Source organism: Gordonia amicalis NBRC 100051 = JCM 11271 (assembly GCF_000332995.1).
In the GTDB taxonomy this organism is placed as follows: domain Bacteria; phylum Actinomycetota; class Actinomycetes; order Mycobacteriales; family Mycobacteriaceae; genus Gordonia; species Gordonia amicalis.
In genome coordinates, this window is the sequence record NZ_BANS01000040.1 from 1 (window position 1) to 17,505 (window position 17,505).

The following is a 17,505-nucleotide window of genomic DNA, read 5'->3' on the forward strand; positions in this document are numbered from 1 at the left end:
TCACGCCGTACCTAACGTCCGTGGTTAGTACACCTAGCCCGACGCGAGCCCGTAAGCGGCCTCGAGTTCGGCCAGCACACGCTCCGCCAGCGGGATGAGCGGTTCTACCTGTGGCAGCATCTCGCGGCCGGCGACACAGCCGAACGACACCTTGTCCCCGTGCGAGTAGACGGTGATGTTGAGACCCAGACCGGCGAACACCGTCGAGATCGGGAACAGCGAGTCCAGGCGGGCGCCGTTGTAGTACATCTCTTCAACGGGACCTCGGAGGGTGGATATCGGCAGGTTGTATCCGGTGCGCCGTTTGGGACCGAAAGGCAGCAACGCGGTCACGACGCTCTGCGCGACATTCGGCACCACCAAGGCCAACGATGCAGCCCCGCCGTGGGCTGCGACCTGTTTCTTCGCGAAGTCCATGGCCAGATGGATCTTCGCGAGCCGCTCGACCGGATCGTCGACATCGGTTGCCAGGGAGCATGTTTTCCAATCCGAAGGCGTTGCTGCGCGCGGCCTGTCCCGGATCGTCGAGCACCCGCACCGAGATCGGGCACAGACCGACGAGCGAGCGCCTCGGGAGTTCGCCCCGCTCGGCGAGCCAATCACGTAGCACCCCGGAGATGACCGCGGTCAGCACATCGTTGACGGTGACGTCGGCTGCCACGCGGATCGCCCGTACCCGACTGAGCTCGAATGTGGCGCCGACGACCGCCCGGTCCGGGCCCAGTCGGCCGTTGAACCGGACGAACGGTGCACTCAACGGCAGGCCGACCCTACCCTGCAGGGCCCCGACCAGCAGATCGCGTTGCGCGCCGACAACGCTCGCTTCCCGGCGCGCGAATCCCACCGGCGACATGGCGTCGGCGATCGCCAACGGCCGGATCGACGGCGAGCCGCTGTCCGACGTCGACACCGCCTCCTACTACGTGATCGTCGCCAGCGCCGGCCACGACACCACCAAGGACGCGATCTCCGGAGGCCTGCGCGCACTCATCGAGAACCCCCACGAACTCGACCGTCTCCGCCGCGACCCCGAACTCATCGGCACCGCGGTCGAAGAGATGATCCGCTGGAGCACACCCGTCAAGGAATTCATGCGCACGGCCGCCGCGGACACCTCGGTGCGTGGCGTACCGATCGCCAAGGGCGAATCCGTCTATCTCGCTTACACTTCCGAAACCGGGACGAAGAGATCTTCGACGACCCGTTCACCTTCGACGTCGGACGCTTCCCGAACAAGCACCTCGCGTTCGGTTACGGCGTGCACTTCTGCCTGGGCGCAGCGCTGGCGCGGATGGAGATGCGAAGTCTGTTCAGCGCACTGATCCCGCGATTGAACTCGATCGAGCTGGCCGGCGAACCCGAACTGGCCGCGACGGTGTTCGTCGGCGGGCTCAAGCACCTGCCGATCCGGTACTCGATCCGCTGACGCCTCACGTATCGAACTCGGCCGAATTGGGTACGCCGCCCCCATGACCCACTTCGACTTCTACTTCGATCCCGTGTGCCCCTTCGCCTGGGCCGCGTCGCGTTGGCTCCTCGACCGCGCGAACGCCCACGATGCCGATGTCGACTGGCACCTCATGAGTCTCGCGATCCTGAACGAGGACGAGGAGCCGGATTCCGACGAACAGCGCCGCCGGCTCGACACGGCACGCCGGCTGGGACGCGTCCTCGCGGCCGCCACCGACAAGGCCGGCGCCGACGCGATCGAGCCGCTCTACTCCGCGCTCGGCAGGCGTATCCACTTCGCGGGCGACGAGGTGACCTCGACGGTCGTCGCCGAGGCGCTGGCCGAGGCCGGACTCCCGGCCGAGCTGGCCGACGCCATGGACGACGCCTCCTTCGACGACGCGGTGCGCGCGTCCCACGAACGCAGCCAAGAAGCGCTCGGCGAGGACGGGGGCAGCCCGATTCTCGGCATCGACGGCACCTACTTCTTCGGACCGGTGCTCGCCGGCATCCCGACCGGCGATGAGGCCGAGGCCCTGTACACCTCGCTCGTCGCCATCGCCGGCACGGCGTTCGCGCAGATGAAGCGGCCAGCCAATCCGCCGACCTTCACCGCGTGAGTCAGTCGATCTGCACGTCGACCCACTCGTCGTAGAAGCAGATCAGATCCCGCACCGGTTCGGCGTCGGGCAGCGGATCGGTGTAGGTCCAGGCGACGTCGGGAACGACCTCGTCGCCGACCACCGCCGACCAGTACGTCGCCTGACCCTTGTACGCACACACGGTGACGGTGTCGGAGCGTTGCAGGACATCCATCCGGACGTCCTCGCGCGGGATGTAGTGCCGCGCCGGGAGGTGTGTTTCCAGCAGCAGCGTCGGGTTGTGACTCTCCGCCAGCACGGTGTCCCCGATGCGCACGACGATGTGCCTGCTGGTGGCGAGGCAGTCGATTCGTTTGTACGGGTCGTGCGCATGCCCCATCGCGATCTGTTCTTCCTCGCGCCATTCGTCGAACGCGTCCCAGTCGAGGAGTACGTAGTCGGCGAGATCCGGGTCGTCGAGCCGAAACCCGGCTCCGACCAGCGTCCGCGCGTCGGCCCCGATGTCGTAGGTCGCGCCGGGCGCGGTGTGCATCGAAAACGGATGCGCCGGCGTCAGGATCGCGGGGTGATCAGAGCCCGGCATCGTCGGTACGTGGTGCTCGAGTGGGGCGGCGATGTCAGCGGTTCGCACCGCGTAGGACCCGACCACCCGATACGGCTCCCACACCTGGATGGGTTCGGCAGAGTCGACGACCACCTGACCGTCGACAAACGCGCGGACACGTCGGTGCATGTCCGTCCACCGCAGCAAACCCACCTGAGACTTCGTGACTTCATCCAGGGACGTGGCCATGGACCGATGGTCCTCCGCCTCGTGGGCTTTTGCCAGGGATCACGGCAAGTAATCGCACTGCAACCAGCTCGCGCTGATCGTCGCCCTCGCGCACTACATGGCCTTCGCCGGCCCGACACTCCTCGGACGGCGCGATCACCGTGGTGTTCGGTGCGACCGCGGGTCCGGTACCGGCAGTCGTGGCGGGGTGCTGCACGTTCGTCGTGTTCTCGATGGCGTGGATCGTCCTGCCCCTGACCGCGCGTGGCATGACGGACCCGCCCGACGACGATGCGACCCCGGCGCGACCGCGGTCATTGACATCTCGCTCTCCGCGCGGGTAGGCAGACCAGATGACCACAGCGGCGCGCTTCACCGAAACCCGCTTCGACGAGGTGACCGTGCTCGCATCCACGCACGGCGGAGCGTTCCCGTACGGAAACACCGTCGTCGTGCACGGTTCCGAGGCGACGCTGGTCCTCGACCCGTCCCTCGACGTCGACCACGACCCCGTCGGTGCCGATGCCGTCATGATCAGCCACGCGCATGAGGACCACATAGCCGGCCTGCGCCACTTCGACACCGCGAAGTATGCGCATCACGACGAAGTCGGCAGAGTTCGTTCACTCCAGGTCCTTCTCGACGGATACGGACTCACGCCCGAGGAACGCGCCGCGGTCGACGCCCAGATCGGTGACACCTTCGCACTCACGCCCGGATTTCCGGAGGCGCGCGGCGTCGGCGACGGGCACGTCTTCGATCTCGGGGACATCACCGCGACGGTCGTCCACCTCCCCGGCCACACCCGTGGACACTGCGGTGTTCTCGTCGAACCGACCGGCTTTTTCTACATCGCCGATATCGACCTCACCCGCTTCGGCCCGATGTACGGCGACGTCGGCAGCAGCGTCGACGACTACCTCGCCTCCATCGCGCGCGTCCGCGAGGTCGAGGCCCGGTGGTACGGCACCTTCCACCAGAAGGGAGTCGTGGAGGGCGCGAGAGTTCTTCGTGAACGCCTGAAAGCGTACGAGGGTGTCATCCACCGCCGCGAGGAACGGTTGCTGGAATTCCTGGACCGGCCCCGGCGACTCGACGAGATCGTCGAGCACCGGCTCGTATACCGACCTCACGTACAGATGCCCTTCGTCGATGCCGTCGAACGACGTACCGCCCAGCTCCACCTCGAACGTCTCGCCCGCCACGGCCAGACCGCGACGACCGACCAGGGAACCTTCTATCGACCGTGAACGTCCGGTTCTTTGACGACGTACAGGTGCCCATGCGCAACCCGACGAGTGACTCGCGTACTGCGAGGGGCGTCAGATCCCCCGCCGTGATGGCGCGAGTTCGCCCGACCTCGCCTGGGTCGCACCGAACCGACGTACTACCGTTTGTCGTGTAACTCGACTCGGAGGTTTCACTGTGCAGAACATCGGCGTCATCGGCGGCGGCACCATGGGAGCGGGCATCGCGGAGGTGTGCGCGAAGTCCGGCAGCGATGTCGTCATCATCGAGGTCAAACAGGAATTCGCCGACGCCGCACGTGCGCGTGTCGAGAAGTCCCTGGCCCGCGCCGTCAGCAAGGGCAAGCTCAGTCAGGAAGATGCCGACGCCGCCCTCGGCCGGCTGCGCGTCAGCCTCGACTACGCCGACCTCGCCGACCGCGATCTGGTCATCGAGGCCGCACCCGAGAACGAGCAGCTCAAGCGCGACATCTTCGCACGCCTCGACGAGGCCGTCGGCGAGAACACCATCCTCGCCACCAACACGTCGTCGATCCCGATCATCAAGGTCGCGACCGCCACCAAGCGTCCCGAGCGCGTCGTGGGCGTCCACTTCTTCAATCCGGTGCCGGTGATGCCACTGGTCGAGATCATCTCGACCCTGGTCACCACTCCGGAGACCGCCGACGCCGTCAGCGCCTACGTCAAGGACGTCCTCGGCAAGAATCCGGTCAATGCCGGTGACCGTTCGGGCTTCATCGTCAACGCCCTGCTCATCCCGTACCTCTGCCAGGCGATCCGGATGTACGACTCCGGCTACGCCTCGGCCGAGGACATCGACACCGCCATGAAGGGCGGATGCGGATATCCGATGGGACCGCTGACGCTCGTCGACACCATCGGCCTCGACATCACCCTCGCCGCCGCCGAATCGTTGTACGACGAGTTCGCCGAGCCGCACTTCGCGCCTCCGGCACTGCTGCGGCGCATGGTCGACGCGGGTCACCTGGGACGCAAGTCCGGACGTGGCTTCTACAGCTACTGACCACTTTCCGACGAACCCGACAAAACGCCCCCGACGACGCCCCGCGTCACCGGGGGCGTTTTGTCGTCATGACGAGGTTCGCCGGATTGCGCACGAGGGGTGTGACCCACCTCACTGCACCCGAGACCTGTTGTCGCGCAACGAATTAGTGGTCCCGCCGACGGTCAATTCACGATCACGGGTTACAGACGAGGACCTGGTGGCAACACTCGGGGTGTACGCATCCCACAGCGGATGAGAAGGGAGCGAGACCGATGACAGTTTCCACCACCACCATCCACCAGCAACTTCGTGCAATCCTCGCGATGACCCACACCGAGATCCAGATCGCCGAGACGCGCCAGGCCCAGGCCCGGACCGACGCGATCCGCAAGGAACTCTCCGAGAACGCCGAGAAGGCGCGGAAGCGTGCCGAGGCGATCGAGGCCGCTCTTCGCGACCGCGGCGGACTCGTCGATGTCGTCCGACCCGTTCTCGGCCGCGTCGGCGCGATGGCCAAGACCCTTGTGGAGCAGGCCCAACCGCTCGACGAGGCACTCCTCGACGACCTCGCCCTGGAGCAGCGGCTCCTCGCACGCTCGACGTATCTCAAGGCCCTCGCGACCGGCCAGGAGGACACGGAGCTCGTCGACCTGGCCGAACGGCTGGTCGTGGCCCACACCGCGACGGTCAACTGGCTGACCACGGTCCTCGCCGAAGAGGCGCTGGGCGGACCGACGGCACTGCGCCGGGGCCCGACCCAGTGGGTGAGCGGACTCGCGGCACGCGCGCTCACCGCACCGGCGAACGGCGCATCGTGGGCCATTGACCGCACCGCGGACTTCGCGCGCCAGATCCCGGACCCGATCGCCGTGGTACGCAGCCGTTTCGCGAGCGCCGTCGACGACGCGGCCGACGCCGCCTCGCGTGCCGGTGACGCGATCGAGAACGCCGGTGCCGCGGTCTCGAAGACGGTGGCCGCCGGCCGCGACGCAGCCCTGGAGGCAGTCGAGGACAGTGCCCGCGACAACGGCGCCGTCGGCGCAGCGAACGCGCTCCACCAGCTCCGCGAGTTCACCGGCACCGTCGACTCCGCGGATCTGCCGATCGACGGTTACGCCGACCTCAACGTCGGTGATGCCGTCGCCGCCGTCAAGGAACTGACGGAACCGGCCGAACTCCGCGTGACCCTCGCCTACGAGGAGACCCACAAGAACCGTCAGCGGGTCGTCTCGGCCATCGAGATCCGATTCGCCGAACTCGCCAAGGAACTGGTCGGCATCGACAGCTGATCTGCCCTACCGGCCAACACGACGGCCGCCATCCCAGCGGGTGGCGGCCGTCGTCGCGTGCTGTGACCGGTACGCGGGGCCGTTGACACGAACCCACGGTTCTGACATTTTTGATCACACCCGTTGTCACATCAGGACCGCGGGCCGAGCCGATCCGGGGGTCAGATGTCTCAGCAGAAACGCACGATGACGCGAGTCGAGATGGACAACGTCGACAGCAGTTTCTTCGCGCGATCCCTGCTGTCGATGGGGCAGACCATGAGTACGACAAACGTGATCATGCAGCTCGCCAACCCCGCCGTCGGCTACGGCGTCGCACGCAGCAAGGTCGAGAACGGGCGCCTCGACAAGCACCCGGTGAAACGTGCCCGCACCACCGCGTCGTACCTGGCGGTCGCCGCGATGGGCAACGCCGACGACCGGCGACGCTACCGCCAGGCGGTCAACGGACAGCACGCCCAGGTGCGCTCGGACGCCGACAGCCCGGTGGAGTACAACGCGATGAACCCCGACCTCCAGCTCTGGGTCGCCGCCTGCCTCTACTTCGGGTGGGAGGCCATCTACGAGCGCGTGCACGGTCCGCTGCACGGCGCCGAACGTGAGGAGTTCTACCAGCAGGGCAAGGTGTGCGGTACAACGTTGCAGATGCCCGCCGAGGCCTGGCCGGAGAGCCGCGATGCCTTCGACGAGTACTGGGACTCACAGGTCGCCCGCATCGAGATCAGCGACGAGATCCGGGACTTCCTCCTCGACATCGCCAACTTCGGCTACGCCCCCAAGGCGATCCAGGACCGCTACGGTCCGGTCAAGCTCCGGCGGACGATCGGCTACCTCCCCGAACCGTTCCGGAAGGCCCTGCGGGTGGAGTGGACCGACGAAGACCAGAAGTGGTTCGACGAGTACGTCGGCAAGCTGGTCGAGGCCGAACGCAAGAAGCCACTCTGGTTGTCGCAGATCGCTTTTCACATTCTTCTGCGCGACGTCCGCCTGCGTTGCCGGCTCGGCCGTCCGCTCGTCTGACGCCGTCCGACACACGCGTGCGGTGTGCGAGGAGCGATAGCGACGAGCCTCCTCGCTCCCTGAGGTGCGAGGAGCGATAGCGACGAGCCTCGAAGGGTCAGTGACCGGATCGCCGAAACGGCAGGTCAACGGCGTCGCGGCAACGTACGGTCACCCGATGACACTCCGCTTCCGCACCACGGCCATCACCGCCATCGCCGCAGCCGCACTCCTCACGCCCGCTCTCCTGGGCCCGGTCACCGCGAATGCGACTCCCTCCTCAGGGGTCTCGGCGGTCACCCTCGCCGAGACCGACATCCCCGCCGGACTGCTGCCGTTCGTTCCGCAAGGCGTGCACGTGGAGGTCCGCGAGATCACCATCGCACCCGGCGGCACCACCGGCTGGCACTACCACGACGCCCAGATCTACGCCTTCGTCCGGCAGGGCACGCTCACCCACCCGGGCGCGGACTGCAAACCGGTCGTCTACCGGGCCGGCGAGGTCATCGAGGAACCCGCCGGGAAGGTCAACACCCACGAGGGCACCAATCTCGGCACCGTCCCGGTGATCCTCGACGTCCTCTACCTGATGCCGCCCGGCAAGCCGTTGTCGGAGGACGCCGTCGCACCACCCTGTGCGCAGTCGTAGATGTACCGGCGCTCCGGCTTTCAGCCGACCGGCGTCGTGGCCGCTTCGGCGATGATGTGCGCGAGGTCGCCGGGGCGGCTCCACATCGGCCAATGCCCGGTCGGGAGGTCGACGAGGTCGACATGGTCGAGGCGTGACACCTCGGCGAACATGGGGTGACCCGCGTCGGCCAGCTCGGTTATCTGCGCGCTCGGAATCGAGCAGCACACCAGTGTGGTCGGGACGGCACGTCGCGCATCGTTCGTGAGCTCCACCCGGTGCCGGAGCACGGGACCGGGTTCCGGAACGGCCCTGGCCCGAAAACGCTGGAGCGTCTCGGTGTTCAGGCCCTCGAGACTGGCCTGCTCCCCGAGTACGTCGAAGGGCGGCAGCGGGAACTCGTCCAGGTCCTCGGGTGCATCCGGAGCGAAGACGCTCCCGGACGCGACGGGCCCGCTGTCGACCCACACCACGTGGCGAACGAGTTCGGGTCGCTGGTCGAGCACCAGACTCACCGGCGCGTTGGCCCCGCTGTGCGCCACGATGACCACCGGCTCGGCCTCGGAAGCCCCAGCTCCGATGATGGTCTGTCTGATCGCCGTCGCCTGGTCGTCGAGCGTCCTGGAGGCACGCCCGGAGTCCCGCTCATCGAGGCCGGGAAGCGTCATCGGAATGGGTCGCCGACCATCGGCGGTCAGGTGTTCACACACCTCGTCCCATGCCCACGCCCCCAGCCAATGCCCAGCGATCAGGATGATGGGTGAGTTGTTCGCGTTCGTCGTCACGTCTCGATGCTGTCAGGCCTCTAGGACAACTCCTGTCCCCATTTGGACACGATCCTGCGTCTCCCATGTGGAGCACCCCGGCACGACGCCCAGACGTTTCCCGGTCGGTACACCTCGACCATCCCTGGCGCGTTCGGTCGTAGACTGCCGGTTCATGTGCCGCCGCGTCGTCCTGACCCTGTCCGTGCTGCTTGTCGTCGCGGGTCTCGCTGTGCCCCAGGCCAGTACTGCTCGAGCGGATTCCGCGCTCGTCGCGGCCCGCTCCGCGGTGTTCGGCGCCCACAACGTCGACCAGACCACGGGTGCGGTACGCGACGACCGCGTTCTCTTCTCCTGGTTCGGCGTCTCGAGCTTCGCGGTCGCCATGGCGGGCAAGGTCTTTCTCACCGACGCCTGGGTGCCCAACGCCTACCGCGGCCACGTCCCGACGACCCGGGCTCAGATCGCCGCGATCAAGCCCTCGCACATCCTGATCGGGCACGGTCATTTCGACCACGCGGCCGACGCCGTCGACATCGTTCGCGCCTCCGGTGCGCGCCTCGTCGGCTCGGCGAGCCACTGCGCGTTCTTGCACCGGTCCGCGCCGCGCGTCGCCTGCGACGTGGTGGCTGCCGCCGGCGCCCGTCCGGGCAGCACCCGGCCCTACCGGGGCATTCCCGGGATCGCGATCACCGCGATGAGCAACATCCATTCGACGCTGAAAGCGCCTGAGGGCGAACATCCCCCGTTGCTGCCCATTCCGCCGAGCGACCGCCTGGTCACCAATCCGCCGCACGCGGACGAACTCGGCCGGCTCGCCGGGCACCTCGACGATCCGGAGGGCGGCGCCGTCCTCTATGCGTTCGAGGTCGGTGGACGGCGAATCGTGTGGAACGACTCGGTCGGCCCGGTGAGCCAGGTCCCCGGCGGGCGGGCCATCCTCGCGACGCTTCGCGAGCTCGGCCCGGTCGACCTCCACGTCGGGTCCATCCAGGGCTTCAACGAGATCACCAACGGCCTGGGCGATCCGCTGCGCTACATCGATGCACTCCGTCCGAAAGTCTTTGTGCCCAACCATCACGACGACTGGTTCCCGGTGATCGCAACCCCCGCCGTCAACCGCGAACGAGCGTTCTTCGACGCGCTGGCAACCATCGACGCCCGGCCCGAGGTGCGCTATCTCCGCGACCCGGAGGACTACCTGCGCCCCGACCGCGTGACGCTCGAGCTGCGCTGATACGCCCAACCCGTTGTTCTCGCGGAGTTTTGATCAGATCCAGAAAAACGCCGTACAGCCGTAGGGAACGTGCCTATGGTGGGTCACGTGGCATCGACATCTGACTATGCCCAGCAACTCCGGGCCGCAGACCTTAGAGTCACCCAACCACGGGTGGCGGTCATGCGTGCCGTCGACGAACACCCCCACACCGACACCGACACCATCTACGGCATCGTCCGACAGATGCTGCCGAATGTGTCCCGTCAAGCCGTCTACGACGTCCTCCGGGCACTGACCGAAACCGGTCTCATCCGGCGGTTCCAGCCGTCGGGTTCGGTGTCGCTCTACGAATTCCGCACCGGCGACAACCATCACCACGTCGTCTGCCGCGCGTGCGGAACCGTGGCGGACGTCGATTGCGCAATCGGCGAGGCACCGTGCCTCACCGCGTCCCACGACCACGGTTTCGTTCTCGACGAGGCCGAGGTCATCTACTGGGGACTCTGCCCGGACTGCGTCAGCCCAGCCCCGACCTGATCACATCCGTGATCGCAGCCCAACCGGTTCCACCATCGAAAGGAATGTCGTGACCTCCGACAGCCGCCCACCCAATCCCGCCGAAGAGACTCGCAGCACCAGCGAGAGCGAGAATCCGGCCATCCCCTCGCCGGAGCCGAAAGCGCATGCGCCGCTGACCAACAAGGACTGGTGGCCCGAGCAGATCGACCTGTCCAAGCTGCACGCGCATTCTTCGCTGTCCAACCCGCTCGGCGAGGACTTCGACTACAAGAAGGAATTCGCGAAGCTCGACGTCGAGGCGCTCAAGGCCGACCTCGTCTCGATCATGACCCAGTCACAGGACTGGTGGCCCGCCGACTACGGCCACTACGGAGGCCTGTTCATCCGCATGAGCTGGCACGCGGCCGGCACCTACCGCATCTACGACGGCCGCGGCGGCGGCGGGCAGGGCGCACAGCGCTTCGCCCCGCTGAACAGCTGGCCCGACAACGCAAACCTCGACAAGGCACGTCGTCTGCTGTGGCCGGTGAAGCAGAAGTACGGCACCAAGCTGTCGTGGGCCGACCTGCTGGTCTTCGCCGGCAACGTCGCCCTGGAGTCCATGGGATTCAAGACGTTTGGCTTCGGTTTCGGTCGCGAGGACATCTGGGAGCCCGAAGAGGTGTACTGGGGTCCCGAGGACACGTGGGGCGGCACCGACAAGCGGTACTCCGGTGAGCGTGACCTCGCCAAGCCGCTGGGCGCCACCACGATGGGTCTCATCTACGTCAATCCGGAAGGCCCCGAGGGCAAGCCGGATCCGGTCGCCGCGGCCTACGACATCCAAGAGACCTTCGCCCGGATGGCCATGAACGACGAGGAGACCGCGGCCCTCATCATCGGTGGCCACACCTTCGGCAAGACCCACGGCGCCGGGGACGCGGGCCTGGTCGGTCCCGAGCCCGAGGCTGCACCGATCGAGCAGCAGGGCCTGGGCTGGAAGTCCAGCTACGGCAGCGGCAAGGCGGAGGACGCCATCACCTCCGGCCTCGAGGTGGTCTGGACCAACACGCCGACCCAGTGGGACAACAGCTTCCTCGAGATCCTCTACGGCTACGAGTGGGAGCTGCAGAAGAGCCCCGCCGGTGCGTGGCAGTACGTCGCCAAGGACGGTGCGGGCGCAGGCACCATTCCCGATCCCTTCGGCGGCCCGGGACGCGCGCCCACCATGCTGGTCACCGACGTGTCGATGCGGGAGTCGCCGATCTACGCCGACATCACCCGCCGCTGGCTCGACCACCCCGAGGAGCTGGAGGAGGCCTTCGCCAAGGCCTGGTACAAACTGCTCCACCGCGACCTCGGTCCGGTCAGCCGCTACCTCGGCCCGTGGGTTCCCGAGCCGCAGATCTGGCAGGACCCCGTGCCCGCCGTCGACCACGAGCTGATCGACGACGCCGACATCGCGTCCCTGAAGAGCAAACTGCTCGAAGCACTTTCGCCGACGCAGCTGATCAAGACCTCGTGGGCGTCGGCGGCCAGCTTCCGCAGCACCGACAAGCGCGGTGGTGCCAACGGCGCACGCATCCGCCTCGAGCCCCAGAAGAACTGGGAGATCAACGAGCCCGGTGAGCTCGCCAAGGTGCTGCCGGTGTACGAGCAGGTCCAGAAGGACTTCAACGACTCGGCGTCCGGCGGCAAGAAGGTGTCCTTGGCCGACCTCATCATCCTCGGCGGTGCCGCCGCCGTGGAAAAGGCCGCGGAGGCAGCGGGATTCCCGGTCACCGTGCCGTTCACACCGGGACGCACCGATGCCTCGCAGGAGAGCACCGACGTCGACTCGTTCGAGGTGCTCGAACCCCGCGCGGACGGGTTCCGCAACTACAGCCGTGGCGGAGAGAAGGCGCCGCTGGAGGAGCTGCTCCTCGAGCGTGCCTACATGCTCGATCTCACCGCTCCTGAGTTGACGGTGCTCATCGGCGGCCTCCGTGTCCTCGACGTCAACCACGGCGGCTCGAAGCACGGCGTGTTCACCGACCGTCCGGGAGTCCTGTCGACCGACTTCTTCCGCAACGTGGTCGACATGGGCTTCGAGTGGAAGTCGGGTTCGGAGGAGAACGTCTACGAGGTCATCGACCGTGCGTCCGGCGAGACCAAGTGGACGGCGACCACGGCCGATCTGGTGTTCGGCTCGCACTCGCAACTCCGCGCACTCTCCGAGGTCTATGCCCAGGATGATTCGGCCGGGCGATTCGTCAACGACTTCGTCAAGGCGTGGGTGAAGGTGTCGAACAATGATCGTTTCGATGTGAGCTGATTCCGGCTCGTCGATCGGGAGGCACCCCGCGGACCAGGGCCGCGGGGTGCTTTCGTGTCGGCACGCGCTATAGTATGGATTGAGCAATCCTTCAATCCTTCAATCCATCAATCCATCAATCCATCAACTAGTGCCTTCCCCTGGAGTGACCCGTGCCCGATCCCAGCCCCGAGCAGCCGCTGTACGAGATCAAGGCCAACCTGTTCAAGGCGCTCGCGCACCCGGCGCGCATCCGCGTCCTCGAGATCCTGAGCACCAACGGTGAACCGACTGCGGTGAGCGAGCTGCTCACGGCGACCGAACTCGAGCCGACGTTGTTGTCTCAGCATCTCGGCGTACTCAAGCGTCACCATGTCGTCACCGGCAACCGCACCGGCAACGCCGTGTTCTACGAACTCGCGCACCCGAAGATCTCCGACCTCCTGGTCATCGCCCGGACCTTCTTGATCGACACCCTCGGCGCACAGCGCGAACAGTTCGATGCCATCTCGTCGCTACCACCGGTGACACCCCGATGAGCACCAACGCCCTCACCGGTGCCCTGTCTCGAACGGCCAGATTTGTCCCCCGGCGCAGCGACTACGCGGGGCTGAAACGCAGCTGGCGCGCCGACATCGTCGCAGGTGTCACCGTCGGCGTCGTCGCGCTTCCGTTGGCGCTGGCGTTCGGCATCAGCTCGGGTGTCGGCGCCGCCGCCGGCCTGATCACCGCCGTCGTCGCCGGGCTCGTCGCCGCGATCTTCGGCGGCTCACACGTCCAGGTGTCCGGGCCCACCGGCGCGATGGCCGTCATCCTCGCGCCGATCGTCGCCGAGCATGGTCTGAGCAGCATCGCGGTCGTCACCGTCCTGGCCGGCGTCCTGGTGCTGGTGGCCGGTGTCCTCGGCCTCGGCCGCGCCGTCACCTTCATCCCCTGGCCGGTCATCGAGGGTTTCACCCTCGGCATCGCGGCGATCATCTTCCTGCAGCAGGTGCCGGCCGCGTTCGGCACCGTCGCACCGTCCGGAGCACGCACCCTCAACGCAGCCGTCGACGTCGTCGTGAACGCCGACTGGTCGACCGCCTGGCCCGCGCTGGCCGTCGTCGCGATGGTCGCCGTGATCATGCTCGTGTTACCGCGCATCCACCGCAGCATCCCCGAGTCACTCACCGCCGTCATCGTCGTCACCCTGATCGTCCACTTCACCGGCCTCTTCGACGTCGCCAGCATCGGTGAGCTGCCGTCCTCGCTGCCCGCCCCGTCGATCCCGCACGTCGACCCGGCGATGGTGAAGTCGGTCCTCGGCGCCGCGGTCGCCATCGCGGCCCTCGCCGCGATCGAGTCGCTGCTGTCGGCGCGCGTCGCGGCCACCATGTCGCCGACGGGCCCCTATGACCCCGACCGCGAGCTCGCCGGTCAGGGTCTGGCCTCGGTCGCGTCGGGGATGTTCGGCGGCATGCCGGCGACCGGGGCCATCGCCCGTACCGCGGTCAACGTGCGTTCCGGCGCACGTACGCGCGTCGCCGCGATAGTGCACTCACTACTGCTGCTCGGGGTCGTCTACCTGGCGACCGGTCCGGTCTCGGCGATCCCCCTTGCCGCGCTGGCCGGGGTGCTGATGGTGACCTCGTTCCGCATGGTGTCCGTCGGTACCGTCCGCGCGATCCTCAAATCCACCCGGTCGGACGCGCTGATCTTCGTCGTCACCGCGATCATCACCGTCACGCTGGACCTCATCGAGGCCGTCCAGATCGGCATCGTCGTGGCCGCGTTCTTCGCCCTGCGCCAGGTGGCGCAACGGTCCAGCGTGACCCGCGAGCCGCTGCCCGGCGACCCTCGACCCGGCGACGAGCGGATCGCGCTGCTGAGCCTCGACGGTGCGATGTTCTTCGGCGCGGCCGAGCGGATCTCGACCACGATCGCCGACCACCCTGACGAATCGGTGTCGGTCGTCATCATCCGGATGTCGCGGCTCGGCATGCTCGACGCGACGGGCGCGCACTCGCTGGCCGAGATCGTCACCGAACTCGAGAACCGCGGGATCACCGTCATCATCAAGGGCGTACAGCCCGACCACCTCGAACTCCTCGAGGGTGTCGGGGTCTTCGACTCCCTGCGTCATGACAACCACCTCGTCGACACCCTCGACGAGGCCATCGCCCACGCGCGGAGTCACGTCGAACGCGAGAGAATATGAACTACCTGCATCGACGCCGACCCCCCGAGGTATCGCGCCGCCCCGCCTCCGGCGGCATCGAACCACAAGACCCGAGGCCCCTGAACGCGAGGCTGATCACAGGGGGCAGAATCGGGGGGTAGTTGTCACACGAGCACACCGCAAGCGTGGTATCGGTGAAGCCTGACTCACAAGGTCGCCGGCGACACCGGTTAATACAGACAGAATCGAGAACATCAGGCATGAGCACCCAAAAGCCGACCATCATCTACACGTTGACCGACGAAGCTCCCATGCTCGCCACCCACGCGTTTCTTCCGGTGGTGCGTACGTTCGCCGGCGCGGCCGGCATCGAAGTCGAAACCAGCGACATCTCGGTCGCGGCGCGAATCCTCGCCGAGTTCTCCGATCTCCTGCCCGAAGACCAGAGGGTTCCGGACAACCTCGGCGAACTGGGCAAGCTCACCCAGGAGCCCGACACCAACATCATCAAGCTGCCCAACATCAGCGCGTCGGTCCCGCAGCTCCACGCCGCCATCAAGGAACTCCAGGAGAAGGGCTACGACCTGCCCGATTTCCCGGGCAGTCCGAAGAACGAGGAAGAGCAGGCGATCCGCGACCGGTACACCAAGTGCCTCGGCAGCGCGGTCAACCCGATCCTGCGTGAGGGCAACTCCGATCGTCGTGCCCCCAAGGCCGTCAAGGAGTACGCGCGCAAGCACCCGCACAGCATGGGCGAGTGGTCGATGGCATCGCGCACCCACGTCGCGCACATGCGCGAAGGCGACTTCTACCACGGCGAGAAGTCGATGACCGTCGACGGCGACCGCAAGGTCAAGATGGAACTCATCCCCGACGACGGCAGCGAGACCCTGGTCCTCAAGCCCGAGGTCGAGCTCACCGACGGCGACGTCATCGACAGCATGTTCATGAGCAAGAAGGCGCTCATCAAGTTCTACGAAGAGCAGATCGAGGACGCCTACAAGACCGGCGTCATGTTCTCGCTCCACGTCAAGGCGACGATGATGCGCGTCTCGCACCCGATCGTCTTCGGCCACGCCGTGAAGGTCTTCTACCGCGACGCCTTCGAGAAGCACGGCGACCTGTTCGACGAGCTCGGCGTCAACGTGAACAACGGCCTGTCGGATCTCTACAGCAAGATCGAGTCGCTGCCGAGCGCCCAGCGTGAGGAGATCGTCGACGACCTGCACAAGTGCCACGAGCACCGTCCCGAGCTGGCGATGGTCGACTCGGCCCGCGGAATCACCAACTTCCACTCCCCCAGCGACGTCATCGTCGACGCCTCGATGCCCGCGATGATCCGTGCCGGCGGCAAGATGTACGGCGCCGACGGTCGCCTCAAGGACACCAAGGCGGTCAACCCGGAGTCGACCTTCTCCCGCATCTACCAGGAGATGATCAACTTCTGTAAGACCAACGGGCAGTTCGACCCCACCACGATGGGCACCGTCCCCAACGTCGGCCTGATGGCGCAGAAGGCCGAGGAGTACGGCTCGCACGACAAGACCTTCGAGGTCCCGGTCGGCGGCACCGCCAACATCACCGACATCGAGACCGGTGAGGTCCTGCTGACCCAGACCGTCGAAGAGGGCGACATCTGGCGTCTGTGCATCGTCAAGGACGCCCCGATCCAGGACTGGATCAAGCTGGCCGTGAACCGCTGCCGCGACTCGGGCATGCCTGTTCTCTTCTGGCTCGACCCGTACCGTCCGCACGAGAACGAGCTGATCAAGAAGGTCCACAAGTACCTTCCCGAGCACGACACCGAGGGTCTGGACATCCAGATCATGTCGCAGGTCCGTGCCATGCGGTACACCCTCGAACGCGTGGTCCGCGGCCTCGACACCATCTCGGCGACCGGCAACATCCTGCGCGACTACCTCACCGATCTCTTCCCCATCCTGGAGCTCGGCACCAGCGCGAAGATGCTGTCGATCGTGCCGCTGATGGCCGGTGGCGGCCTGTACGAGACGGGTGCCGGCGGTTCGGCGCCCAAGCACGTCAAGCAGCTCATCGAGGAGAACCATCTCCGCTGGGATTCGCTGGGTGAGTTCCTGGCCCTCGGGGCCAGCCTCGAGGACGTGGGCAAGAAGTTCGACGACCAGCGCGCGGTGATCCTGGCCAAGGCACTCGATGCGGCGACCGGCAAGCTGCTCGAGAACGACAAGGGTCCGTCGCGCAAGACCGGCGAGCTCGACAACCGCGGCAGCCAGTTCTACCTCGCCCTGTACTGGGCCCAGGAACTGGCCGGTCAGACCGAGGACACCGACCTGGCCAAGCAGTTCGCGCCGCTGGCCGAGACCCTCGCCGAGAACGAGGAGCAGATCGTCGAGGAGCTGAACTCGGCTCAGGGTCAGCAGGTCGACCTCGGCGGCTACTACTACCCGGACTGGGACAGGACCGCTGCGGTGATGCGTCCGAGCAAGACCTTCAACGAGGCTCTCGCTTCCGTCGAGTTCTGATCCACGAATCACGGATCGAGGCGCCCCGGGTGATCTGATCACCCGGGGCGTTCTTCGTGCTCGACGACTACCGTCGATGT

General features: G+C 66.7%; 15 protein-coding genes and 2 pseudogenes. 13 read left to right on the forward strand and 4 right to left on the reverse strand.

Features of this window, described 5'->3' with window-relative positions; genetic code table 11:
• Nucleotides 1-33: 33 nt before the first annotated feature.
• On the reverse strand, nt 34-603 hold the full coding sequence (locus tag GOAMI_RS22360; RefSeq protein ID WP_081598268.1) for a WS/DGAT domain-containing protein: 570 nt from the start codon (nt 601-603) through the stop codon (nt 34-36).
• 40 nt (nt 604-643) lie between these two features.
• A pseudogene (locus GOAMI_RS23820) lies at nt 644-853 on the reverse strand (hypothetical protein); the annotation flags it as partial.
• Between GOAMI_RS23820 and GOAMI_RS17880 the strand changes: the two are divergent.
• Together GOAMI_RS17880 and GOAMI_RS17885 are read left to right on the forward strand one after the other, a co-directional pair.
• Nucleotides 822-1,426: pseudogene (locus GOAMI_RS17880) on the forward strand (cytochrome P450); the annotation flags it as partial. The pseudogenes GOAMI_RS23820 and GOAMI_RS17880 overlap by 32 nt on opposite strands.
• A 43-nt stretch (nt 1,427-1,469) precedes the next feature.
• A complete protein-coding gene (locus tag GOAMI_RS17885; RefSeq protein WP_006437984.1) occupies nt 1,470-2,069 on the forward strand; it encodes a mycothiol-dependent nitroreductase Rv2466c family protein in 600 nt (199 codons plus the stop codon).
• A gap of 1 nt (nt 2,070) precedes the next feature.
• On the opposite strand, the gene GOAMI_RS17890 is transcribed toward GOAMI_RS17885, so the two are convergent.
• Entirely contained in the window at nt 2,071-2,844 is a 774-nt protein-coding gene (locus GOAMI_RS17890) for a DUF427 domain-containing protein (RefSeq protein ID WP_006437985.1), read from the reverse strand.
• Nucleotides 2,845-3,176: 332 nt separating this feature from the next.
• Here GOAMI_RS17890 and GOAMI_RS17900 point away from each other — a divergent pair, with 332 nt between their 5' ends.
• From GOAMI_RS17900 to GOAMI_RS17920, 5 genes are all read left to right on the forward strand, one after another.
• On the forward strand, nt 3,177-4,073 hold the full coding sequence (locus GOAMI_RS17900) for an MBL fold metallo-hydrolase (protein WP_006437986.1): 897 nt from the start codon (nt 3,177-3,179) through the stop codon (nt 4,071-4,073).
• 175 nt (nt 4,074-4,248) lie between these two features.
• The gene (locus GOAMI_RS17905) at nt 4,249-5,094 is read left to right on the forward strand and encodes a 3-hydroxybutyryl-CoA dehydrogenase (RefSeq protein ID WP_006437987.1); all 846 of its coding nucleotides are present in this window, start codon (nt 4,249-4,251) and stop codon (nt 5,092-5,094) included.
• A 254-nt stretch (nt 5,095-5,348) separates the two neighbouring features.
• Complete coding sequence (locus tag GOAMI_RS17910; protein WP_006437988.1) at nt 5,349-6,365, forward strand: hypothetical protein; 1,017 nt, start codon at nt 5,349-5,351, stop codon at nt 6,363-6,365.
• Between the two features lie 186 nt (nt 6,366-6,551).
• Nucleotides 6,552-7,385, forward strand: a complete 834-nt coding sequence (locus tag GOAMI_RS17915; RefSeq protein WP_247603119.1) for an oxygenase MpaB family protein — start codon at nt 6,552-6,554, stop codon at nt 7,383-7,385.
• A 157-nt stretch (nt 7,386-7,542) separates the two neighbouring features.
• Nucleotides 7,543-8,013: a cupin domain-containing protein gene (locus GOAMI_RS17920; RefSeq protein ID WP_006437990.1), complete on the forward strand. Its 471-nt coding sequence runs from the start codon at nt 7,543-7,545 to the stop codon at nt 8,011-8,013.
• A 20-nt stretch (nt 8,014-8,033) separates the two neighbouring features.
• Here GOAMI_RS17920 and GOAMI_RS17925 read toward each other — a convergent pair whose 3' ends face one another.
• Nucleotides 8,034-8,777, reverse strand: a complete 744-nt coding sequence (locus GOAMI_RS17925; protein ID WP_006437991.1) for an alpha/beta fold hydrolase — start codon at nt 8,775-8,777, stop codon at nt 8,034-8,036.
• 154 nt (nt 8,778-8,931) lie between these two features.
• Here GOAMI_RS17925 and GOAMI_RS17930 point away from each other — a divergent pair, with 154 nt between their 5' ends.
• The 6 genes from GOAMI_RS17930 (at nt 8,932) to GOAMI_RS17955 (ending at nt 17,425) form a co-directional block, all read left to right on the forward strand.
• On the forward strand, nt 8,932-9,993 hold the full coding sequence (locus GOAMI_RS17930) for an MBL fold metallo-hydrolase (protein WP_006437992.1): 1,062 nt from the start codon (nt 8,932-8,934) through the stop codon (nt 9,991-9,993).
• An 87-nt stretch (nt 9,994-10,080) separates the two neighbouring features.
• Nucleotides 10,081-10,512, forward strand: a complete 432-nt coding sequence (locus tag GOAMI_RS17935; RefSeq protein ID WP_157228340.1) for a Fur family transcriptional regulator — start codon at nt 10,081-10,083, stop codon at nt 10,510-10,512.
• Between the two features lie 49 nt (nt 10,513-10,561).
• Entirely contained in the window at nt 10,562-12,787 is a 2,226-nt protein-coding gene (gene katG / locus GOAMI_RS17940; RefSeq protein ID WP_006437994.1) for a catalase/peroxidase HPI, read from the forward strand.
• A 152-nt stretch (nt 12,788-12,939) separates the two neighbouring features.
• Nucleotides 12,940-13,305 (forward strand): ArsR/SmtB family transcription factor, encoded by a 366-nt coding sequence (locus tag GOAMI_RS17945; protein ID WP_006437995.1) that lies wholly within the window; start codon nt 12,940-12,942, stop codon nt 13,303-13,305.
• Entirely contained in the window at nt 13,302-14,963 is a 1,662-nt protein-coding gene (locus GOAMI_RS17950) for a SulP family inorganic anion transporter (RefSeq protein ID WP_006437996.1), read from the forward strand. Before GOAMI_RS17945 ends, GOAMI_RS17950 begins: the two co-directional genes overlap by 4 nt.
• A 221-nt stretch (nt 14,964-15,184) precedes the next feature.
• Nucleotides 15,185-17,425, forward strand: a complete 2,241-nt coding sequence (locus tag GOAMI_RS17955; RefSeq protein WP_006437997.1) for an NADP-dependent isocitrate dehydrogenase — start codon at nt 15,185-15,187, stop codon at nt 17,423-17,425.
• Nucleotides 17,426-17,505 lie beyond the last annotated feature (80 nt).

Coding starts and splice junctions, on each gene's coding strand:
- GOAMI_RS17900 (WP_006437986.1), top strand. CDS start 3,177: ATGACCACAGCGGCGCGCTTCACCGAAACCCGCTTCGACGAGGTGACC.
- GOAMI_RS17915 (WP_247603119.1), top strand. CDS start 6,552: ATGACGCGAGTCGAGATGGACAACGTCGACAGCAGTTTCTTCGCGCGA.
- GOAMI_RS17890 (WP_006437985.1), bottom strand. CDS start 2,844: ATGGCCACGTCCCTGGATGAAGTCACGAAGTCTCAGGTGGGTTTGCTG.
- GOAMI_RS17930 (WP_006437992.1), top strand. CDS start 8,932: ATGTGCCGCCGCGTCGTCCTGACCCTGTCCGTGCTGCTTGTCGTCGCG.
- GOAMI_RS17955 (WP_006437997.1), top strand. CDS start 15,185: ATGAGCACCCAAAAGCCGACCATCATCTACACGTTGACCGACGAAGCT.
- GOAMI_RS17920 (WP_006437990.1), top strand. CDS start 7,543: ATGACACTCCGCTTCCGCACCACGGCCATCACCGCCATCGCCGCAGCC.
- GOAMI_RS17950 (WP_006437996.1), top strand. CDS start 13,302: ATGAGCACCAACGCCCTCACCGGTGCCCTGTCTCGAACGGCCAGATTT.
- GOAMI_RS17885 (WP_006437984.1), top strand. CDS start 1,470: ATGACCCACTTCGACTTCTACTTCGATCCCGTGTGCCCCTTCGCCTGG.
- GOAMI_RS17910 (WP_006437988.1), top strand. CDS start 5,349: ATGACAGTTTCCACCACCACCATCCACCAGCAACTTCGTGCAATCCTC.